Annotated in this window: 12 protein-coding genes; all 12 read left to right on the top strand. The window is 47.9% G+C overall.

Annotated features, from left to right (window positions below):
- The first annotated feature begins 29 nt into the window (after window positions 1–29).
- Complete coding sequence (locus tag MKY66_RS27800) at window positions 30–1,289, top strand: hypothetical protein (protein ID WP_024632789.1); 1,260 nt, start codon at window positions 30–32, stop codon at window positions 1,287–1,289.
- Window positions 1,286–4,504, top strand: a complete 3,219-nt coding sequence (locus tag MKY66_RS27795; protein WP_076209732.1) for a hypothetical protein — start codon at window positions 1,286–1,288, stop codon at window positions 4,502–4,504. Before MKY66_RS27800 ends, MKY66_RS27795 begins: the two co-directional genes overlap by 4 nt.
- A gap of 494 nt (window positions 4,505–4,998) precedes the next feature.
- Window positions 4,999–5,883 (top strand): ABC transporter ATP-binding protein, encoded by an 885-nt coding sequence (locus tag MKY66_RS27790; RefSeq protein WP_036667819.1) that lies wholly within the window; start codon window positions 4,999–5,001, stop codon window positions 5,881–5,883.
- 239 nt (window positions 5,884–6,122) lie between these two features.
- Window positions 6,123–6,602 (top strand): glutathione peroxidase, encoded by a 480-nt coding sequence (locus MKY66_RS27785; RefSeq protein WP_047840764.1) that lies wholly within the window; start codon window positions 6,123–6,125, stop codon window positions 6,600–6,602.
- 407 nt (window positions 6,603–7,009) lie between these two features.
- Window positions 7,010–8,371, top strand: coding sequence for an FAD-dependent oxidoreductase (locus MKY66_RS27780; RefSeq protein WP_076209733.1), 1,362 nt, complete (start codon window positions 7,010–7,012; stop codon window positions 8,369–8,371).
- Between the two features lie 290 nt (window positions 8,372–8,661).
- Entirely contained in the window at window positions 8,662–9,513 is an 852-nt protein-coding gene (locus tag MKY66_RS27775) for a formate/nitrite transporter family protein (RefSeq protein WP_076209734.1), read from the top strand.
- A 425-nt stretch (window positions 9,514–9,938) separates the two neighbouring features.
- On the top strand, window positions 9,939–12,002 hold the full coding sequence (locus MKY66_RS27770) for a molybdopterin oxidoreductase family protein (protein WP_143760285.1): 2,064 nt from the start codon (window positions 9,939–9,941) through the stop codon (window positions 12,000–12,002).
- A 192-nt stretch (window positions 12,003–12,194) separates the two neighbouring features.
- Complete coding sequence (locus MKY66_RS27765) at window positions 12,195–13,418, top strand: MFS transporter (protein ID WP_076209886.1); 1,224 nt, start codon at window positions 12,195–12,197, stop codon at window positions 13,416–13,418.
- Window positions 13,419–13,706: 288 nt separating this feature from the next.
- Window positions 13,707–15,254, top strand: coding sequence for a response regulator (locus MKY66_RS27760; RefSeq protein ID WP_076209736.1), 1,548 nt, complete (start codon window positions 13,707–13,709; stop codon window positions 15,252–15,254).
- A 443-nt stretch (window positions 15,255–15,697) separates the two neighbouring features.
- Window positions 15,698–16,663, top strand: a complete 966-nt coding sequence (locus MKY66_RS27755; protein ID WP_017691858.1) for an ABC transporter permease subunit — start codon at window positions 15,698–15,700, stop codon at window positions 16,661–16,663.
- A gap of 15 nt (window positions 16,664–16,678) precedes the next feature.
- Complete coding sequence (locus MKY66_RS27750) at window positions 16,679–17,548, top strand: carbohydrate ABC transporter permease (RefSeq protein ID WP_076209737.1); 870 nt, start codon at window positions 16,679–16,681, stop codon at window positions 17,546–17,548.
- Window positions 17,549–17,575: 27 nt separating this feature from the next.
- The gene (locus MKY66_RS27745; RefSeq protein ID WP_076209738.1) at window positions 17,576–19,225 is read left to right on the top strand and encodes an extracellular solute-binding protein; all 1,650 of its coding nucleotides are present in this window, start codon (window positions 17,576–17,578) and stop codon (window positions 19,223–19,225) included.
- The last annotated feature ends 89 nt before the right edge of the window (window positions 19,226–19,314 follow it).

Genomic DNA, 19,314 nt, shown 5'->3' with positions numbered 1-19,314 from the left:
GTCTGACTGATCAGGGGAGGGGAGTGGCTATGAGCTTTTTTAGTCGGTTTTTGAAGAGACAACAGCCGGAGGAACGTCCGCTGTTTTACGATATTGTATGCCCTTATTGTTTCAGCAAGTTTTCACCAGAAGAGGTGGTGTTCCGCGCCGCCCATCACCGCGATGATGATGAGGACTACGCACTCGGGGAAGATGCGAAGTTGAATCGGTATCGTGAAAGATTTGGACTCGACACGGTATTTGATATGGAGGCCGTATTGGCACCTCATGATGTACCGGAGGAACACCGTATTTATTCCGATAACATCGTGATGGGTCTGAACGATCGGTACGGTGTAGTTACACGCCGCCGGTTGTGTCCGCAGTGTCATAACGAGCTACCTGTTACGGCGGGTAAAGCACCGAGCAATATCATATCCATCATTGGTGCATCCCAGGTAGGGAAATCCGTCTATATGACTTCATTAATTCATACATTGCAGCATTATACGGCCGATCATTTTGACGCGGCTTGCATGCCATTGAATGCGGAGATCAGCCGTCGGTTCCGTGCGGATTATGAAGAACCGTTGTTTGAACGGGGCGACCTGCTGGATTCCACGCAGAAGGAAAAGTTGCAGGAGCCGTTTATCTTCCAGTTTGTGTTCAAGGATGAAGATAAAGCGCCGCTGACACTGGTTTTCTTTGACGTTGCAGGTGAAGGTATGGTGGAGCAGGATTATCTCGGACTTCACGGGCAGCACATCAAGAACTCGGCAGGTATTCTGTTTATGGTGGACCCGCTTCAGATTCGTTCGATTCGGGACAAAATCCGCATTAACCTGGGCAATGAGCCGGGAGAGTGGACACCACGATACGATGAGCCACGTGACGTGGTACTGACGATGTTCGGAGATTTTATCGCGTATCAGGACAAAGCCAAGACCAATATTCCAACAGCGGTTGTGCTCACCAAAAGCGACATGCTGCATTCCCTCAAGGATGAAGAGGGCGATTATATCAAATCCAACAGTAATGTCTTCCGCAACATGGTGCACCGCGATTGGTTCGACTTAACCGAGTTCGAGAATATCGACGGGGAGATCCGGCGTTTTATCGAGAAAGTGGATCGTCCGTTCAAGGGCACGATGGATGTGTACTTCAAAGATACAGCCTATTTCGCAGTCTCTGCGCTGGGTAGCAATCCGGTGGATATGAAATTGCAGGGTGTGGTTAGCCCGATCCGCGTGGATGAACCATTCCTGTGGCTCCTGTACAAGCTGAAGTACATTGAGGGGAGAGTGGGATGATGCGTTCTTCCGTAACCCCGCCCATTGAACAACAGTTGTATACCCGAGAGCGGCGCGGGGTGTTTCGCACAACAGAGGGGTTTGATACGGTTGCGGCATCGCCGGGACTGGACCCTTCTTTTATCAAAAAAGTGCTTCACCCCTACTGTGTCTATGACGCTCCAGCGGAGCTAACAGGCCGTAGCGAGAAGGACGAGACGAAGTTTCCGGCTTCCATTCACCTGCTTCATCTGGAGAGTGGGGAGACAATCCTTGGGCAAAATGTGTACCAGTCTGCGGATTTCACCGGGCTGCGCAGTGCCTTTTTTGCACATAATTACGTCTTGTCTCCCGAACGTTCGGAAGAGCAGATGAAGCAAGGCGGCTGGCTGGATGCCGTGTTCGCCACGTCATATGACATCGAACAAGGTACAGTTCTGCCAGCACTTGCTGAATTGCCTATATCACCTAGGAGCGGACAAGGTGGGGCGACCGATGCTGGCGTAGGATCACCAACCCAAGTGCTGAGCACCTTGAAAATGAACGAAGTGCTGTTCAAGCGCCTGCTCTATGCGGTAATGCAGTCTGTAGCGACACGTAGAAAAGTATACATTGCTCTGGACCTTCCCGCAGAGGAAGTGACCGCAGGGGCCAAAGGATTGTTACGTTTGCTGTACACGGTTTTACCATACGCATTCCGGCGGCAGCTGGGATTCATGACGTTTGCCAAGGAGCCACAGGCCAAGAAGGGCATTCACGTCCAGTTTGTAGAGCGAGGAACGTTACGTCCAAAAGACCGGAATACGGAGAAGGATTTCACCTTTGATCTGGTATCCGGCAGAGTGACACATGCGGATGCATCTGTGGCGAAGTTAACTTATGCGGAATTCGCTTGGGCCTTATTGCAGGAACCTGCGGCGGCGGATGCGTTCTATACGTTTGCGGATGAAATGTTATCCGGCATGGAGCCTGGACGGGAACATTCCATTGAAGCCTATGGCGAACTTGCAGTGTTCTATGGTCTTGAACAAGGCATGGAAGACCTCTATCTGGATAATAAAAGTCATGTCCTGAGTGGCTTGCTGACCTATTTGAAGCCGGATGGTGGATTACAGCAACGTTCCCGTCTGAACGAGCTGTTCCTGACCTTGCTCAGCAGGGAACTGGACAGCGTGAAGCGGGAGAACGTACCCGAAGAAGACGTCGCAGCTCGCATTGGCGAATATTTCAGTGTTGCCACGCCCGTGGTGCAATCCCGGATTGTGGACTATTTCATCTATGGTGTGAATAATGCCCGCGCCCAGAAGCGTATGCGTGCTGTGCAGGAATTGTATGCTGTGCTGGATCGGGATCCGCAGCTGAATCGGGCTTTCTTTGATAAAGTGCTGGCCAATGAATCGCTTACCAAGCTGTTGTTCGAGCCTTATCTGGACAATCAGCTGAAACGCACGGAATCGGCAGCGAACGTTGTGGAAGTGATCCGAAGATGGGTTACGTCCCATCCATCTGCGATCCACTACAGCTTCTTGCAGGAGCGGACAGCCAATGAGCTGCGTGAACGGTTATGTTCTGCGCCTAATCCGGTACAATCTGCGAATGAAGCACTCCAACGGGTTAGCATACTCGATAGGGTATCTGTGGAAGGCACTTATGATACAGGCATTACGGCACGAATTGGTCAAACTGAAGCTACAGCCCGCCCTAATCGAAAAGGGGGATCTCCGTCTGCCAGTCAAGATCCGGCATATCAGGAGGAGTTAACCCGCCTTGCAGACAAGCTCGCTTATGTCATTAACTTGTTTATGATTCAGGATCTCGATCTGGATCGGGTTAACCGTGAACAGTTGTTAAGCGTCGATATTTTGCAGCATGGTAATGAGGTTCGGGATTGGGCGGCACGTCAGGGCTCTGATGTATCTGCTCGAACGAACATGATGCTGGCTGCGAGAGTGTGGCTTAGTGGCGAGGGGAATGAAGAAGAGGCATTGGAGGCACTTTCCCTGGCAGAGCGCAATGAACTTCAACGCTGGACGCGTCGCTGGCTTGCCGGAGAGCTGCAGGCTCATCCGGGGATCGCGGCATATGAAGCTTTGCCGATGGCTTTTTATCGGGGAGGAAGCGGCAGCAATCGGTTGGATTATCCTGGCCTGATTGAATTCATCCGCACCAATGCAAGTCGTGCTGAAGGGCTGTATCCATTCTTCGAATGGTCAGGAGATCATCGAATGTTTGTCCGGGGTTCCAATGCGCATAAAGGATATGCGGATGCCATCGTGGCGTATTTCAAAGCCCATGACCGTGAAGCTTTCAAGTCGAAATCAGCTTTCAAACCGTATTACGTGAGAGCCAGCAAGACAATGAAGCCGGTCTATGATCGTGCGAAGACGGAATTGTCCTCTCCACTGGTGCGGATGCTAACGGGTAAAAGGAAAAATCTGTTCGGATTAATCCTCTTGATCCTGGTTCTTGGTATTGCTGGCGGTACATATGCATGGATGAAAGATTCTGTAGAGCCGCCAGCGGCATCCCCTCCATCTACCCAGGAGCCTGTCATACCGGCTGAACCGGAGGTGCAGCTCGCGGAGCAGATTGCTTATATGATTCCTGCGAGTGAACAGGAGGGTACGGAGTCACCTGCTCAACTGGTGATCCGTTTCAGGAATGATACGGGAAGCACTGAGTTTGAGCAAGGCCCGCTGCAATTGACGATGAAAGATGACAGCACGCAGGAGTTGGATGCTACAGGTAAGTGGGAGAGTTTTAATCGGAATGAAGAGCCTGATACCCAAGATACCTCCGATGGTGGTTCAGGAAGTACTTCCGAAGAAAGCACAGATGGCTCATCAGCGGGAAACTCGGAGAACACAGAGCAGACGGAGGATGGCGATCAGCAGGCCGATCCTTTAACATCGGGTGATTCCACTCCAGATCCTGCTACCGATACAACAACGGGTACAGGAACGAATACATCGTCTAATGCTGCGAGTGGAGACACGGATCAAGGTACGGATGCAGATCATGCTACTGGTTCCACATCGCCTGACACATCTGTATCCAATGAACAGGATGCGGATGCGACCACTCCTGCACCGATGTCTATTGGAGAGGTAGATCGTCTCTATCCGTATGGATTGCAGATCGATCTTCCAGCGAATATGGATGCCGAGAGCATTGTCAGTGTGAAGAGTACGCAGGGCAATATGACGGTGATCCAATTGATGCCGCAGCCTAATTAAGCTGTAAATCATATTATTTGAGCATGTTGCATAGATTCATTAAGTGTCTTTTGATCCAATAATGAAAAATGCTGACCTCATACCTTATTAAACGAGCGTATGTGAGATGACCTTGAACTTTAGATTTCAAGGTCATCTTTTTTTGTTTGATATGGCGGATATAGCAAACGCATGAAAAAAACTCACACATTCACAATTCAGACACAAAATTTGCGATTCAAGAGTTTGAAAAACAGTCAGAAGTGATAAAGTGCGCGGAATGAATGAGAAAAGATATCATGTGTACTTGGGGAAAGAGCGGGATTTCTGCTACAGAAAGACTAAATAAAGCACGAAAAGAGAAGAAAATTTGGTTTTTTATGTTGACAAATGATAATGATTATCAGTATCTTTAGTGTAGAAGATATTTGCGTCGGAAATCACAGAATTACAATTTCGTTTTTGTTGTCATAGCCGGATTACATAACCGGGATAAATGAGAGAGGGATGATCGCATGTTTCGTCTGGAGACGACCAAGCTGGATATCGCTTATGAGGAAAGACTAATTGTAGAGGATCTGAATATTCAGATTCCCCAAGGGAAAATTACAGCACTTGTTGGAGCCAATGGTTCAGGGAAGTCAACCATCCTGAAAACGATGGCACGTATTATGGCTCCAAAAGCAGGTAATGTATTGCTCGACGGGAAGTCCATCCATAAACAGTCCACGCGTGAAGTTGCCAAGCAACTTGCGATTTTGCCACAGAATCCAACAGCCCCTGAAGGTCTTACCGTTACTGAACTGGTATCGTATGGTCGCTTTCCTTATCAAAAAGGATTTGGCTCCATGCGTGCGGAAGACAAACGCATGATTGAATGGGCTATCGAAGTGACAGCCATGACTGAATTCCATGATCGTCCGATTGATCAACTGTCCGGTGGACAGCGTCAACGTGCCTGGATTGCTATGGCACTTGCACAAGAAACAGATATCCTTTTCCTGGACGAGCCGACTACGTTCCTGGATATGGCTCACCAGCTCGAAGTATTGCAATTACTGGAGCAACTGAATGCCACAGCCAACCGTACCATTGTTATGGTTGTGCATGACTTGAATCATGCTTCCCGCTACGCACATCACATGATTGGTATCAAAAAAGGTAAAGCCATCGCTCATGGTTCACCTGTGGAAGTTATGAACTCAGATGTACTTCGTGAAGTATTTAACATTGAAGCAGATATCGTGATTGATCCGCGTTCCGGTGTACCGCTCTGCTTGCCTTACGCTCTTGCAGGCGAACGCCAGCAATCGAAGACGCCAGAGCAGCTGGTCATGAACAGTGCCATGGTTCATGCTGGAGGACGGACAGAACCACGTGTCCAAGCGACAGGAAGTTAATAAATTGGGCTATATGTGGTCCTTACATTATAGAATGAAGCCGCTGTGCGCTATTGCACGCGGCTCTTTTGCATTCATGGGGGATTTGCAATGCATGGGAGCAAAGGGGACGGGTAGACCCGGGATTTGGTAATCGCATCGGATCAGGTCTATAATAATAAGACAGGCTGTGAGTTCATTGGTTATGCCAACATGCTCGCAACAGCCCAAACCAACATATGTCATGGGAGGAATCAGTCATGTCCGTATATTCATATCAGGCGGTAACCACCGCGAACCAAGAAGTCTCACTGGATCTGTATCAAGGTAAGGTATTGGTCATTGCCAATACAGCCAGCAAGTGTGGGCTGACCCCGCAATACGGTGAATTGCAAAAGCTTTATGATCGTTATCGTGATCAAGGCTTGGTTGTACTGGGTTTCCCTTGTAACCAGTTTGGAGGGCAGGAGCCAGGTACAAGTGAGGAAGCGGAATCATTTTGCCAGATTAACTATGGTGTGAATTTCCCGGTGTTTGCCAAGGTAGATGTGAATGGTGAGGACACTCATCCCCTGTTCCAATACCTGAAGGAGCAACAACCTGGCGTAGGTGAAACAAGCGACATCCAATGGAACTTCACCAAGTTCCTTGTTAACCGCGAAGGTGAAGTGGTAGGTCGTGTTGAACCGAAAGAATCTCCGGAGACAATGATTGCAGATATCGAGAAATTACTCGGTTAATACATGAACGTTTAAGAAGCCTGTCCTTGCATAAGCAAGGATAGGCTTCTTTGATTATTTTATATACGGAGCTTTATTCTCTTCACAGGTAGAGTCGGATCCCTAGACACCTCTAACTTTATGTGTTCATCCAGGGATCGCGGAAGCCATTACATAGCATAAACTCAATCAAATCCGGGGACAATGAAATCAATACAATGAAGGGAAAAAGGCTAAAAATACAGGGGATGACCTCCTTCGACAAACTTTTTTTGCTCAACCTATTGCAATGTGAAAAAGATCACATTATAATGAGTTTATAAAGTGAAATAAATCACATACACAGTTTCGAATAAGAAGTGAAATATTTCACAACTACAATAACGTTATATTCAAACTCATTTATATATTTCGAGGAGGAACTTTTAATGAAAATCGCAGTTATCGGATGTACACACGCAGGGACCGCAGCCATCGTAAATACCGCTAAATTGTACCCGGATGCTACCATCACGGTGTATGAGCGCAATGACAATATCTCCTTCCTATCTTGTGGCATTGCGCTCTACGTAGGTGGGGTTGTAAAAGACCCTGACGGTTTGTTCTATTCTTCGCCTAATCAACTGGCAGAGCTTGGTGTTGAGACCAAGATGCTTCATGAAGTAACAGCAGTAGATGCCGAGGGTCATACCCTTCAGGCTAAAAACCTGCAAACCGGGGAAGAATTTGAAGATACGTTTGACAAACTGATCGTGACAACGGGTTCATGGCCTGTCGTTCCAAAGCTTGAAGGCATCGAGATGGATAACATTTTACTTTGCAAAAACTACAATCACTCCAACACGATTATTGAAAAAGCCAAAGATGCCAAACGTGTTACTGTTGTAGGTGCAGGATATATCGGCGTAGAGCTGGTGGAAGCTTTCCAAATGAATGGCAAGGAAGTTACCCTGATCGACAGTGTGGACCGTATTTTGAACAAATACCTGGACCCTGAATTCACAGATGCGATCGAAGATACGTTGACTGGACGCGGCATCAAGCTGGCTCTCGGTCAAACGGTACAGAAGTTTACTGGTGAAAATGGCAAAGTAACTAAGGTGATCACGTCCAAAGGAGAGTTTGAAACCGATCTGGTTATTCTGTGCATTGGTTTCCGTCCAAATACAGAGCTGCTCAAAGGCCAAGTGGATATGCTACCAAACGGCGCAATCATCGCGGATAAATATATGCAAACGAGTCAAAAAGACGTCTTCGCTGCGGGTGACAGCTGTGCTATTCATTACAACCCAACAGGCAAAGCAGCGTACATTCCATTGGCGACTAACGCCGTACGGATGGGTACACTCGTAGCCCGTAACCTGGTTCGTCCTACGACACCGTATATGGGTACACAAGGAACATCGGGTATCAAAATTTATGAGCAAAATATCGCGGGTACAGGGATGACGGAAATGTCTGCTGCTGACGAAGGTCTGATTGTGGAATCTGTCGTACTGGAAGACAGCTATCGTCCGGAGTTCATGCCAACGGCTGAGAAACTGTTGCTCAAAGTAGTATATGAGCAGGCTACTCGTCGGATCGTGGGAGCACAGGTGATGTCTCAGGTTGATCTGACCCAATCGATTAATACAATCTCGGTCTGCATCCAAAATAACATGACCGTAGATGAGCTGGCCTTCATCGACTTTTTCTTCCAGCCGCATTACAACAAACCATGGAACTTCCTGAACACGGCTGGTCTGCAAGCACTGCCTCCAATAGAAGTAAAAGCACCAGCAATGGTGTAAGGAAGCAGAATAGATGATTGAACAGAGAGCATGTTATATAGGAAAAAGAAGACTGGCGAGTATATCGTCAGTCTTTTTTGTGATTTTTTAGCTTCAAAAGGCCTTACTATACTCTTGCTGTCATAACTATTCCAAGACACTCTTAAGTATCTTTTTAAACAACATTGTGATAATTTGCACAAAGTTATGTTTAGGACCGAGATACAATTAGGATGTGGTATTCAACGCATAACTAATGAATTTCAGATGGTTTTATCCAATGATGAACAATGAAGGAGAGGATGAATGATATGGCAGCAAAAACACCTCTTGAGGTTGCACAATATACGGCGCAAACAGGAATGAAGAAGGCTCAATATCCGGTGTCTTCTGTACTGGTGCTTAGTTTTCTGGCAGGGGCTTTTATTGCGCTGGGTTTTCTATTGGATATTCGGGTAATTGCTTCTGCGCCAGCAGAGTGGGGGAGTCTGGTCAATCTGATTGGAGCAGCAGTGTTCCCGGTTGGATTAATCTTGGTACTCATAGGTGGTGGTGAGCTGCTGACAGGTAACATGATGGCAGTTCCACTTGCGACAATTGCACGAAAATTATCCGTGGGTAACATGTTGAAAAATCTAACCTTAGTGACGATTGGTAACTTTGTTGGAGCTTTGTTTGTCGCGTACGCGTTTGGACATGTGCTGGGTCTGACCGGAGAGGGTGTATATCTGGCGAAAGTGGTGGATATGGCTGGGCATAAGCTGCATGATGGCTTCCTGCAAGCTTTCATCTCTGGCATCGGCTGTAACTGGCTGGTGGCACTTGCCGTGTGGCTATCTTATGCATCCGATACGATGAGTGGCAAGGTACTGGGCATTTGGTTTCCAACGATGGCATTTGTGGCGATTGGATTCCAGCACGTTGTGGCCAATATGTTCCTCATCCCGGCGGCAATCTTTGAAGGACATTATTCGTGGGGTCAATATGTGATGAATTTCATTCCGGTATGGCTCGGGAATCTGACTGGTGGTGCTCTGTTTGTAGCTGCAGCCTATTGGGTGGTGTACCTGCGCCAAGCTGAGCCAAAAGTGAAACCGGAGGTAGCAACGTCGATCGAAGCTGTGGAGACGGAGGCTAGAGTGATGTTGAGCAAACAAGCATAGCGGGCATAGCGAGGTATGTATACACGTATATTAGAAGTGAAGACGATTCTGATCTTGCTCGGTTCATGGCGAATATGCTGTGACGGAGCAGGGCGGGATCTTTTTTTTGTATGGGGTTCTTGTTGGAGTTTAACGCAAAATAAATTCGCCATGACAAGGTTCGGGGGAACGAAACCTGTTCATGGCGAATTTCGGGAGTGGTCCATGATATGGCATGAGGAGGAAGTGGGGAAACACTAGCCTAATGCCTTATTTTTAATTTACCCCTGAATTCTGAAATTGAATCAAACTCAAAAACATTTTTTTGAAAATAATTTAAAGCCGCTATAGCGGTGAATATGAAGCAAAAACATACTGTTCTCTTTACGCGATAACCTCGAAGAAGATATGATATAGGGATAGCTTTTAAAGAGGGGAGCCTTACGATGATCGATCAGGAGAATGGTATATTTGCGGCGGTGTGCCCGCTCGACTGTCCGGACACTTGTGGTCTGTTATTACATAAAGAGAACGGCAAAATTGTGAAGGTGGCAGGTAATCCGGATCATCCGATCACCAAGGGTGCCATCTGTAATAAAGTCAGAAATATGACCGAGCGGGTGTATCACCCCGAGCGTCTAAAATATCCGATGAAACGTGTAGGAGCCAAAGGTGAAGGCAAGTTCGAACGAATCAGTTGGGATGAAGCGATTTACGAGATTACGACCAAATTCACAGCATTGTCCGAGACTTACGGACCGGAGAGCATCCTGCCCTACAGCTTCTACGGCAACATGGGCATTCTCGGCGTAGACGGGATGGATCGGCGTTTCTTCAATGCGCTAGGTGCGAGTATGCTGGAGCAGACCATCTGTAATGCAGCCGGAAATACCGGCTGGAAATATACGATGGGCGCCAACCATGGAACGGTGCCGGAAGATACGGAGCATGCGGATCTCATTCTGGTATGGGGCGGAAATATCGTCAGTACGAATATGCACCAGGTCGTTTTGGCGGAGAAAGCTCGTAAGAAGGGCGCCAAGATCGTCGTAATTGACGTTCATCGCAATCGTACGGCTCAGTGGGGCGACTGGTTTATTCCGCTGTACCCGGGCACAGACAGCGCACTGGCGCTGGGCTTGATGCATGTACTGTTCGAACGGGGACTGACGGATGAAGCCTTTATGCAAAAGTATACGGTGGGGCATGAGGCACTGCGTGATCATGTCCGCAGTTACACCCCTGAACGCGTTGCACGCATTACGGGCGTGCCGGAGGAGACCATTGTGAAGCTGGCCGAATTATATGGCAACGCACAAGCAGCTCATATTCACATCGGCAATGGCCTCCAGCACCATGATAACGGTGGGATGAACGTGCGTAGCGTTGCATGTCTGCCTGCCATTACAGGGCAATGGCTGAAGCAAGGGGGCGGTGCCGTTCGCACTAACAGTTACGCGAGCACAAATAGCGACGCGCTCGAACGTCCGGAGCTGCGGCAGAATCCGGAGCCGCGAGTGGTGAACATGAACCGGATTGGTGAAGCGTTGCTGGAAGCAGAGCAGCCAATCCGAGCGATGATGGTTTACTGCAGCAATCCACTGGTGGTGGCACCGGATACCGAGCGGGTGGAGCGAGGTTTTGCACGGGAGGATCTGTTCACGGTTGTGCATGATCTGTTCATGACGGATACGGCGAAGTATGCAGATATCGTATTGCCAGCCACGTCTTCATTTGAAGCGACAGACCTGTACACCTCTTATTGGCATCAGTACGTTCATCTGCAAGAGCCGGTAATTGCACCGATTGGAGAGAGCAAGAGTAATGTCGAACTGTTTTCCCTGCTTGGACAGGCCATGGGGTATGACCCTGTGATCTTCGGAGAAACGCCGGAACAGATGATTGAGGACGCACTTCAGGGAACGGGCAACCCCTATATGAATGGAGTCACATTGGAGGGACTCAAGGAACATCGATTCGTGAAGCTGGATATGACGCCATATGCTGCATATCTGGACCAGCTGCCCACGCCTTCAGGCAAAATCGAATTGTATTCGGAGACGATGGAACAGAGAGGGCTTCCGCCGCTCCCTACCTATAGTGCCCTAGTTGAAGGATATGATGGGGAGCATCCGGCTGGACCTGCCGATACGTATCCGTTGATGTTCCTGTCGCCGCCAAACCATAATTTCTTGAACTCCACCTTTGGTAATTCAGCCAAACATCAACGTTTGGAGAAGATGCCTCTATTACAAATGCACCCCGAGGATGCTATCCGCAGAAACGTGGAGGATGGAGATGCAGTAGTCGTATGGAATGATCGTGGGCGCATCGAACTGACTGCCAAGGTGAGTGAAGCCATGCTGCCGGGAACAGTGATTAGCCAAGGCTTATGGTGGGATGGTGACGGGAAGAAGCAGCGGGCGAATTCACTGACATCCAATCGGTTGTCGGACATGGGGAACGGGGCTACCTTCTTCTCGGCCACTGTTGAAGTGAAGCGTCAATGAGTGTGCTTGCGGCGTAATTTTTTTGAGGTAAGATGAACAAAGGCTAGAATTTGAGCAGGATTAAAGAGCAATTGATGTTACACTTCATAAAACCTTCGCTCTGGCTGGTTATGGTTATGCCGTCAGGGCAAAGGTCTATTTTTTATGGTTATTTGTTTGTGCAGAGGTACTAAGGAGAATGAACTAGAGATGATGAGATGGCTGGATAACTATCCAAAAGAAGTGAGAATATTTTTATTAGCAAGTCTGGTTAACGCAACCGGCAGTGCCTTGATGTGGCCGCTGACCACCATGTATGTGTTTGATGAGCTTGGACGAACGATGGCCAACGCCGGTTTTGTGATCCTCATTCAGTCCCTGGGTGGCATCTTTGGACAATTGCTTGGTGGTTCGTTGTACCATCGGGTGGGCGTGAAGAAGCTGATCATTGGTTCACTGGCGCTTAATGCGTTAGGTTTGTTTGCGTTGCCGTGGATTAGTGCGTATTGGGTCATATTTATATGTGCCATGGGCTGGATTGGGCTGTTCAGTTCATTGTCGCTGCCAGCGATTCAAGCCTTTATTGGCTTCCGGTTTGCGGAGCGACGCGGTGAATTATTCAATATTATCTATGTGGCGAACAATATCGGGGTGGCGATTGGTACGGCGCTGAGTGGTTTTCTGGCTGACTTTTCCTATCACCTCAGCTTTGTACTGAATGGGGTAACCTCAGCCGGGTTTGCGATTTTCTTCTGGTATTATCTGTCGCGGGTTGAACCGGATCAGGGGGAAGTACATCTGACCAAACGGAAAACCGTCCCCGATGGGCCGGGCGTCTGGGCATTGCTGGGTAATACCCGACTATATCTGTTTATGAGCTTGGGCGTGCTCTTCCTGTTATTCGGTAACTCCATCTGGAACACAGGTGTGTCACCCTATATCATTTCTGAGGGTATGGAAAAAAGAATGTACGGTCTGCTCTGGACCCTGAACGGGGTGCTGATCTTTGTGGGCCAACCTTTTACCAGCTGGGTGAAACGGACCATGGCCCGTACCTCCACGGCCCAGATGACGGCGAGTGCGGTATTCTATGGCATGGCCTACATTGTCATGATTACCATGTACAGCTATCCGGGCATGGTGCTTGCAATGGTACTTGCCACGTTTGGAGAGATGTTGATCTCCCCTGCAACGCCTGCATTTATCTCCGAGCATGCTGGCAGGGCGGCACCTTTTTACATCGGGATATCGGGTGGGATCGGTGCGGTTGGACGGGTTATCGGCCCCTATGCGATGGGGGTCATGTATGACAAAGAGGGACTTATTCCTGTAGCGTGGCTGGCAACAGGCACAGCGGCGATTGCTGTACTTGGTTTTGTATTGCACGCGGTGTTGAACCGTAATCGTGAAGTGAAGGAGTATGGGATGGATACGTAACGCAGTTTCGTAATTTCTTTTCCTGTACCGTACCCATACCCTGATGATATTGTAAAATGAAGCAGGCTAACCTTCACCCCAGTAGCGGGGTGAGGGTTGTTTTGTCTTTAGAGAGACTAACTCCAATAGCCGTGCCAGCGAATGATTTTCCCGATGAGATGAGCCAGGAATGTTCAGAAATCAGACTTGTTAGAGTGCATTCCCATGTCAATCAACGTCCTCCCCTCTATTTGTGCATATTGCCCATATAATAGAATGGAACTGGTTAAAGGCAGGAGGATGCATACGATGTATAAGGTTTTGTTGGTCGATGATGAATTTATGATCTCGGACGGGATCTCCAGTGTGGTGAACTGGTCCCGATTAGGAACAGAACTGATCGGCATTGCTCAAGATGGATTGGAAGCGCTTGCTTCAATCGAGCGGCAACGCCCGGATATTATCATCTCGGACATTCGTATGCCGGGAATGGATGGCTTACAGCTGGTTGAAGCAGTGGCGGAGAAGTATCAGGATATCTCATTCATCATGCTCACGGGTTTTACGGAGTTCGAATATGCGAAAACGGCCATGCAGTATGGGGTGAAGCACTATTTGCTTAAGCCCTGCAGCGAGGAGCATCTTGTACAGGCTATCAGTGAATTGGTCAGTGAGAAGCGAGAGTTAACCGATCAGGAGCGTTTTGTGCAGTCGATCCAATATAATCTGGAGCGTGTACTGCCACATGCCAAGGAGTATTTTCTGAAAGAATTGGTCACCAACAGAACATACGGGGTCAAGGAATGGAAGTATTTCGAGGAATTATTCGATGTACAGTTCCAGGATCAGCGTGTGCGGTTGTTGCTGGTAGAGATTGAGGGGGATCATGAGTATTTGCACTTGTTCGCGGTTAAGAACATTGCCGAAGATATTTTTCACAACCCAATTTTAAGTGCCACGGTTGGGGGGCATGTGCTACTAATCATGGAGGACAAGTTGTCTGAAACGCAGTTGTTCCATAATATCGATGAGATTCGCGCCACATTTACCCGATATTATCATGATGATCTCACGATTGCGCTGAGCGAGCCAGAAGATCTTTCGCAGGCACGCCATTTGTACATGCAGACGCTGGTTTATCTCAATTACCGATTCTATCTCGGTGAGGGTAGTCTTATTATGGAACGGGATATTTACTCTCCCGGGGAGCACAGTCTTCCTGAATTCGAATACGATCCGGAGCGGATGGTTACTGCAATCAAGGCCGGACACTGGCAGGAAGTTGGAACAGAGCTGAACCGGATGTTTCAGCTGCTTGCCAGCTTGCGGTACGATATCTCCCAAACGAAGTCCTATCTTATTCAGATGTTTATGGAGATGATTCGACTCAGTGGCTCTGCCGAGATGAAAAGGTATATGGACCAGTTGCCAGGCATGATTGAATCCAGCACCCTGCATTCTTTTCAACAGTTTCTGCTTGCCGTCGCCAAAGAAATCACCTTGCGCCGCTACGAACAACACCGCTCCAGACAATCGCAGATGGTAGGTAGTGTGAAACAGCTGGTAGAGAAGCGCTACAGGGACGAGACATTAACACTCCAGTCCATCGCTGGGGAAATATACATGAATCCAGACTACATCGGCAAAATGTTCAAAAAAGAAACCGGTGAGAAATTTACGAACTATGTGTTAAGCTACCGCATCCGTAAAGCGTTGGAGCTTCTGGATCAGAACGGGAACTGCACTGTATCCTCGCTTGCCGAGCAGACAGGGTTTGGTGCCAACTGGCCGTATTTCAGCAAAATGTTCAAGAAATACACGGGTTTCTCCCCTTCCGAGTATAAAAAAGTACCTTAAGACAGCGTTGCTGTCGCTTCTACAGCATTGAATTAAACATTTACACGAAAACGGAGAGGACAGAAATAACACGAAGAAGCGGAGCGTTCGCCTAAAAGCTTTCTAAAAGAAAGCTACATCGGAAGCATATGCTATCCCCGGATTTTCCCTTCAGAAAAGGGAATCATAAAAATCTGGGGATAACAGTGATCAGAGGGTTGTTCTGTCATCGGAGTGGCAAGTGTAAATATTCTTTAGCTCGATTTATATAGATAGCAACCTCTACATCTAATCTGTGATCGGGCCCTGTACGCCATTCATCGGCAGCAGGGTCTTTTTTTGTCGGACGGAACTCGGTTTTGAACATCCATTTATCGGAAATGAGCATGGGAAGAAAAGGCGCTCGCTTCTATCATTAGAAGTGTCATGTTAGTGAATGAACATCGAGAGTGGAGGTTGAGTGGATGGAGCTGAATCGAAGCCGGGGGATTGAACCTGGGCGTTTGAAGCCAGCTGGCAAATGGAGTTCGGTGAAAAAGGAACTTGTCCGCAACAGATACGTTTATCTGATGCTCGTTCCTGTGGTAGCCTACTATCTGATTTTCAGCTATGGGCCAATGTACGGGCTACTGATGGCATTTCAGGAATCCTACAACCCGATCAAAGGAATCTTGGCAGGGGAATGGGTCGGATTTGACAACTTCACCATGTTTTTTGAAAGTTATTATTTCTGGCGACTGATTAAGAACACACTGATTTTGAGTTTTTACAGTATTGTGTTTGGTTTCCCGGCTCCGATTCTACTAGCACTGCTGCTGAATGAAGTCCGGAAAAAGTGGTTCAGAGGCGCAGTACAGACCATTAGTTATATGCCGCATTTCATCTCGGTTGTCGTTGTGGTTGGAATGTTGAAAACGTTCTCATCTTTGGACGGTGGGTTATTTAACGTCATTCGTGACTTTTTCGATCTGCAGCCAATTATGTTTCTGGCGGAAAAGGATATGTTCCGTCCGATGTACATCCTGTCCAACATATGGCAGGGAGCAGGCTGGGCCTCAATTATCTTTTTGGCAGCACTAAGCGGGATTGATCCACAGTTGTATGAGGCTTCCAAAATTGACGGCGCAGGCCGCTGGAGACAGCTGTTACATATTACACTGCCGGGCATTATGCCAACGATTGTGATCATGTTAATTCTGCGCATGGGGGCGGTCATGAACGCGGATTTTCAGAAAATATTGCTGATGCAAACGGCACCGACCTATGAGACATCGGATGTCATATCCACCTTTGTTTATCGATCCGGTATTTTGGAGGGGAACTATACGTATTCAACCGCCATCGGACTATTTAACGGCGTCATTAATTTCGCGCTGCTCATTATCGCAAACGCGATCAGCAGAAAGCTTAACTCAACCAGTCTATGGTAATCGGAAGGTGAAGCGATGAAACAGTCTATAGGGGAACGACTTTTTGATGTATTTAATACACTGCTGCTCTTGGTGATCATGGTTTTATGCTTTTACCCGATGCTGTACGTGTTCAATTCTTCAATCAGCGACCCGGACCAGATGCTGCGTTCCCGTTCACTGATGCTCATTCCTGAAGGTTTTCAGCTGGGAGCGTACAAGTCGGTATTTCAGGATACTCGCATCTATACGGGATATATGAACACCTTGTTCTATGTTGTGGTGGGTACTGCCATCAATCTGCTGATGACTTCGCTGGCTGCATATGGGCTGTCACGTGGTGATCTGATGGGCAGAAAAACGTTGATGAAGTTAATTACGTTCACGATGTTCTTCGGCGGGGGTATGATCCCAACTTTTCTGCTAATTCAGAATCTGGGCATGGTGGATACCCGTTTTGCGCTTATTATTCCGGGTGCCATCAGTACGTTTTATTTCCTCATTATGAAAACAAACTTTGAAGGCATTCCGATCAGTCTGATTGAATCGGCGAAGCTTGATGGCGCCAATGACTTTCTGATTTTGTTCCGAATTGTACTGCCTTTGTCAAAGCCAATCCTGGCGGTTATGATGCTGTATTATGCGGTTGACCATTGGAATGATTATGTCGGACCGATGCTCTACCTGCGCAGTCAGGAGTTGTATCCGATCCAGATTATTATGCGTGATATTTTGATCAGCAGCAGTACGGAGGCCATGGGCGCTGGCGCTGATACCGGCTTTGCCATTGGGGAGAACATCAAATATGCAACCATTATTATCTCCACGCTGCCGATTATGCTGGTATATCCGTTCATCCAACGTTATTTTGTTCAGGGCGCTCTAATCGGTGCTGTGAAACAATAAAAAATGTATCCTATGGAGGCGAATTACGTGAAAAAAAGAATGGGGTCCATCTTGTTGTCATCGCTACTTACCATGTCTTTACTGGCGGGCTGTACGGGTGATAATGAACCAGGTAACGCAGAGCCAGCAGAAGGAACAGAACCTGCGGTGCAGGCATTAACCGAGATTCCGCTACCGATTACAAGTGAGCCATTTACCATTGACTACTGGCGCGCCAATGATGCCAAACTGACAGCTTCCTTAAACAATTTTGGCGATATGGCGGCTTATAAGGAAAAGGAGAAGCTGACGGGTATCCAAGTGAAGTTCACACATCCTCCGCTTGGACAACAGCGTGACCAATTCAATCTGTTGATCTCCACGAAAGAGCTACCGGACGTCATTTATTATAACTGGGCGGATGCCGTTGGCGGACCGGAAAAAATGATCAAGGACGGCCGGATCATCCGGTTGAATGAATTGATCGACAGTTATGCACCAAACTTGAAGCGGATTATTGAATCCGATCCGGATGTGAAAAAGCAGATTGCACTCGACGATGGAACGATCTATATGTTCCCGCTGCTGAAGCTGGATGCATTGAAGCTGAATGCCACTTCCGGTTTAATTATGCGCCAGGACTGGCTTGATGCATTGAACCTTAAGGTACCTACCAATATCGATGAGTGGTATACGGTACTTAAGGCATTTAAGGAACAGGACCCTAACGGCAACGGTAAGCCTGATGAGCTTCCTTTCACCGGAAACTGGGGGCCGGGTAACCTGACCAAGCTCCATGATTTTGCAGCGGCCTTTGGCGTGATTGGTGGCTTCCAGATGAATGGAGACAAGGTGGAGTTTGGACCGATTCAGCCGGGCTACCGTGATTTCTTGGAGACCATGGCCAAGTGGTACAAGGAAGGGCTGATTGATCCCGAGATCATGACCAATGACGGTAAAGCGTTCGACTATAAGGTTACCAGCAATCTGGCAGGTGCATATCAGGGTGGTGTATTCAGTGGCATGGGGAAATACTTCAATCTGATGAGAGATACCGATCCGAACTTTAACGTAACCGGCGTACCATGGCCCGTATCTCCGGATGGAACTTCTTATGCTACCTTCAATCTGGAGAATAAGGTACTTAGTTATGGTGAGGCCATTACGGCTTCCGCAGACGAAGACAAATTGAAATACATTGTACAGTGGATGGACTACAACTATAGCGAAGAGGGTAGTGATCTGTTCAACTTTGGTATCGAAAATGACAGCTATGTTCGTGACGGGGAAGGTGTCAAATTCACAGATACCATCATTGATAATCCGAACGGTCTAACGTATGACCAGGCACTGGCTTCCTATGCCTTATCCATTATGGACGGTCCAATCAATCAGGATAGTCGTTATCTGGATGCATTATTATTTGACGATGGACAGCGTGCGGCAAATGCGGAATGGATGAAAGCAAGCTCAGCATTAACGCTTCCCCCAATTCGTTTGTCAACAGATGAGGTGACCACAAGTACGTCCATTATGAGCCAGGTGAATACGTATTTGAATGAGACGATGACGGCCATCATTAGTGGACAGAAACCGATCACCGAATTTGACACCATGGCTGAAACAATCAAGAGCATGGGCATTGACCGGGCGATTGAGGTTCATCAGGCGGCCTATGATCGATATCAGTCCAAATAATACGTGAGAAATCGAGCGCTAAAACTTTGGGAAAACCTTCCTGTATGTGATATACCTAGTAGTATCACGTGGTTCAAAGGAGCGCTTTG

The sequence above is a fragment of the Paenibacillus sp. FSL R5-0766 genome, assembly GCF_037971845.1.
GTDB lineage: Bacteria > Bacillota > Bacilli > Paenibacillales > Paenibacillaceae > Paenibacillus.
This window is presented reverse-complemented; position numbering and strand designations above follow the sequence as displayed.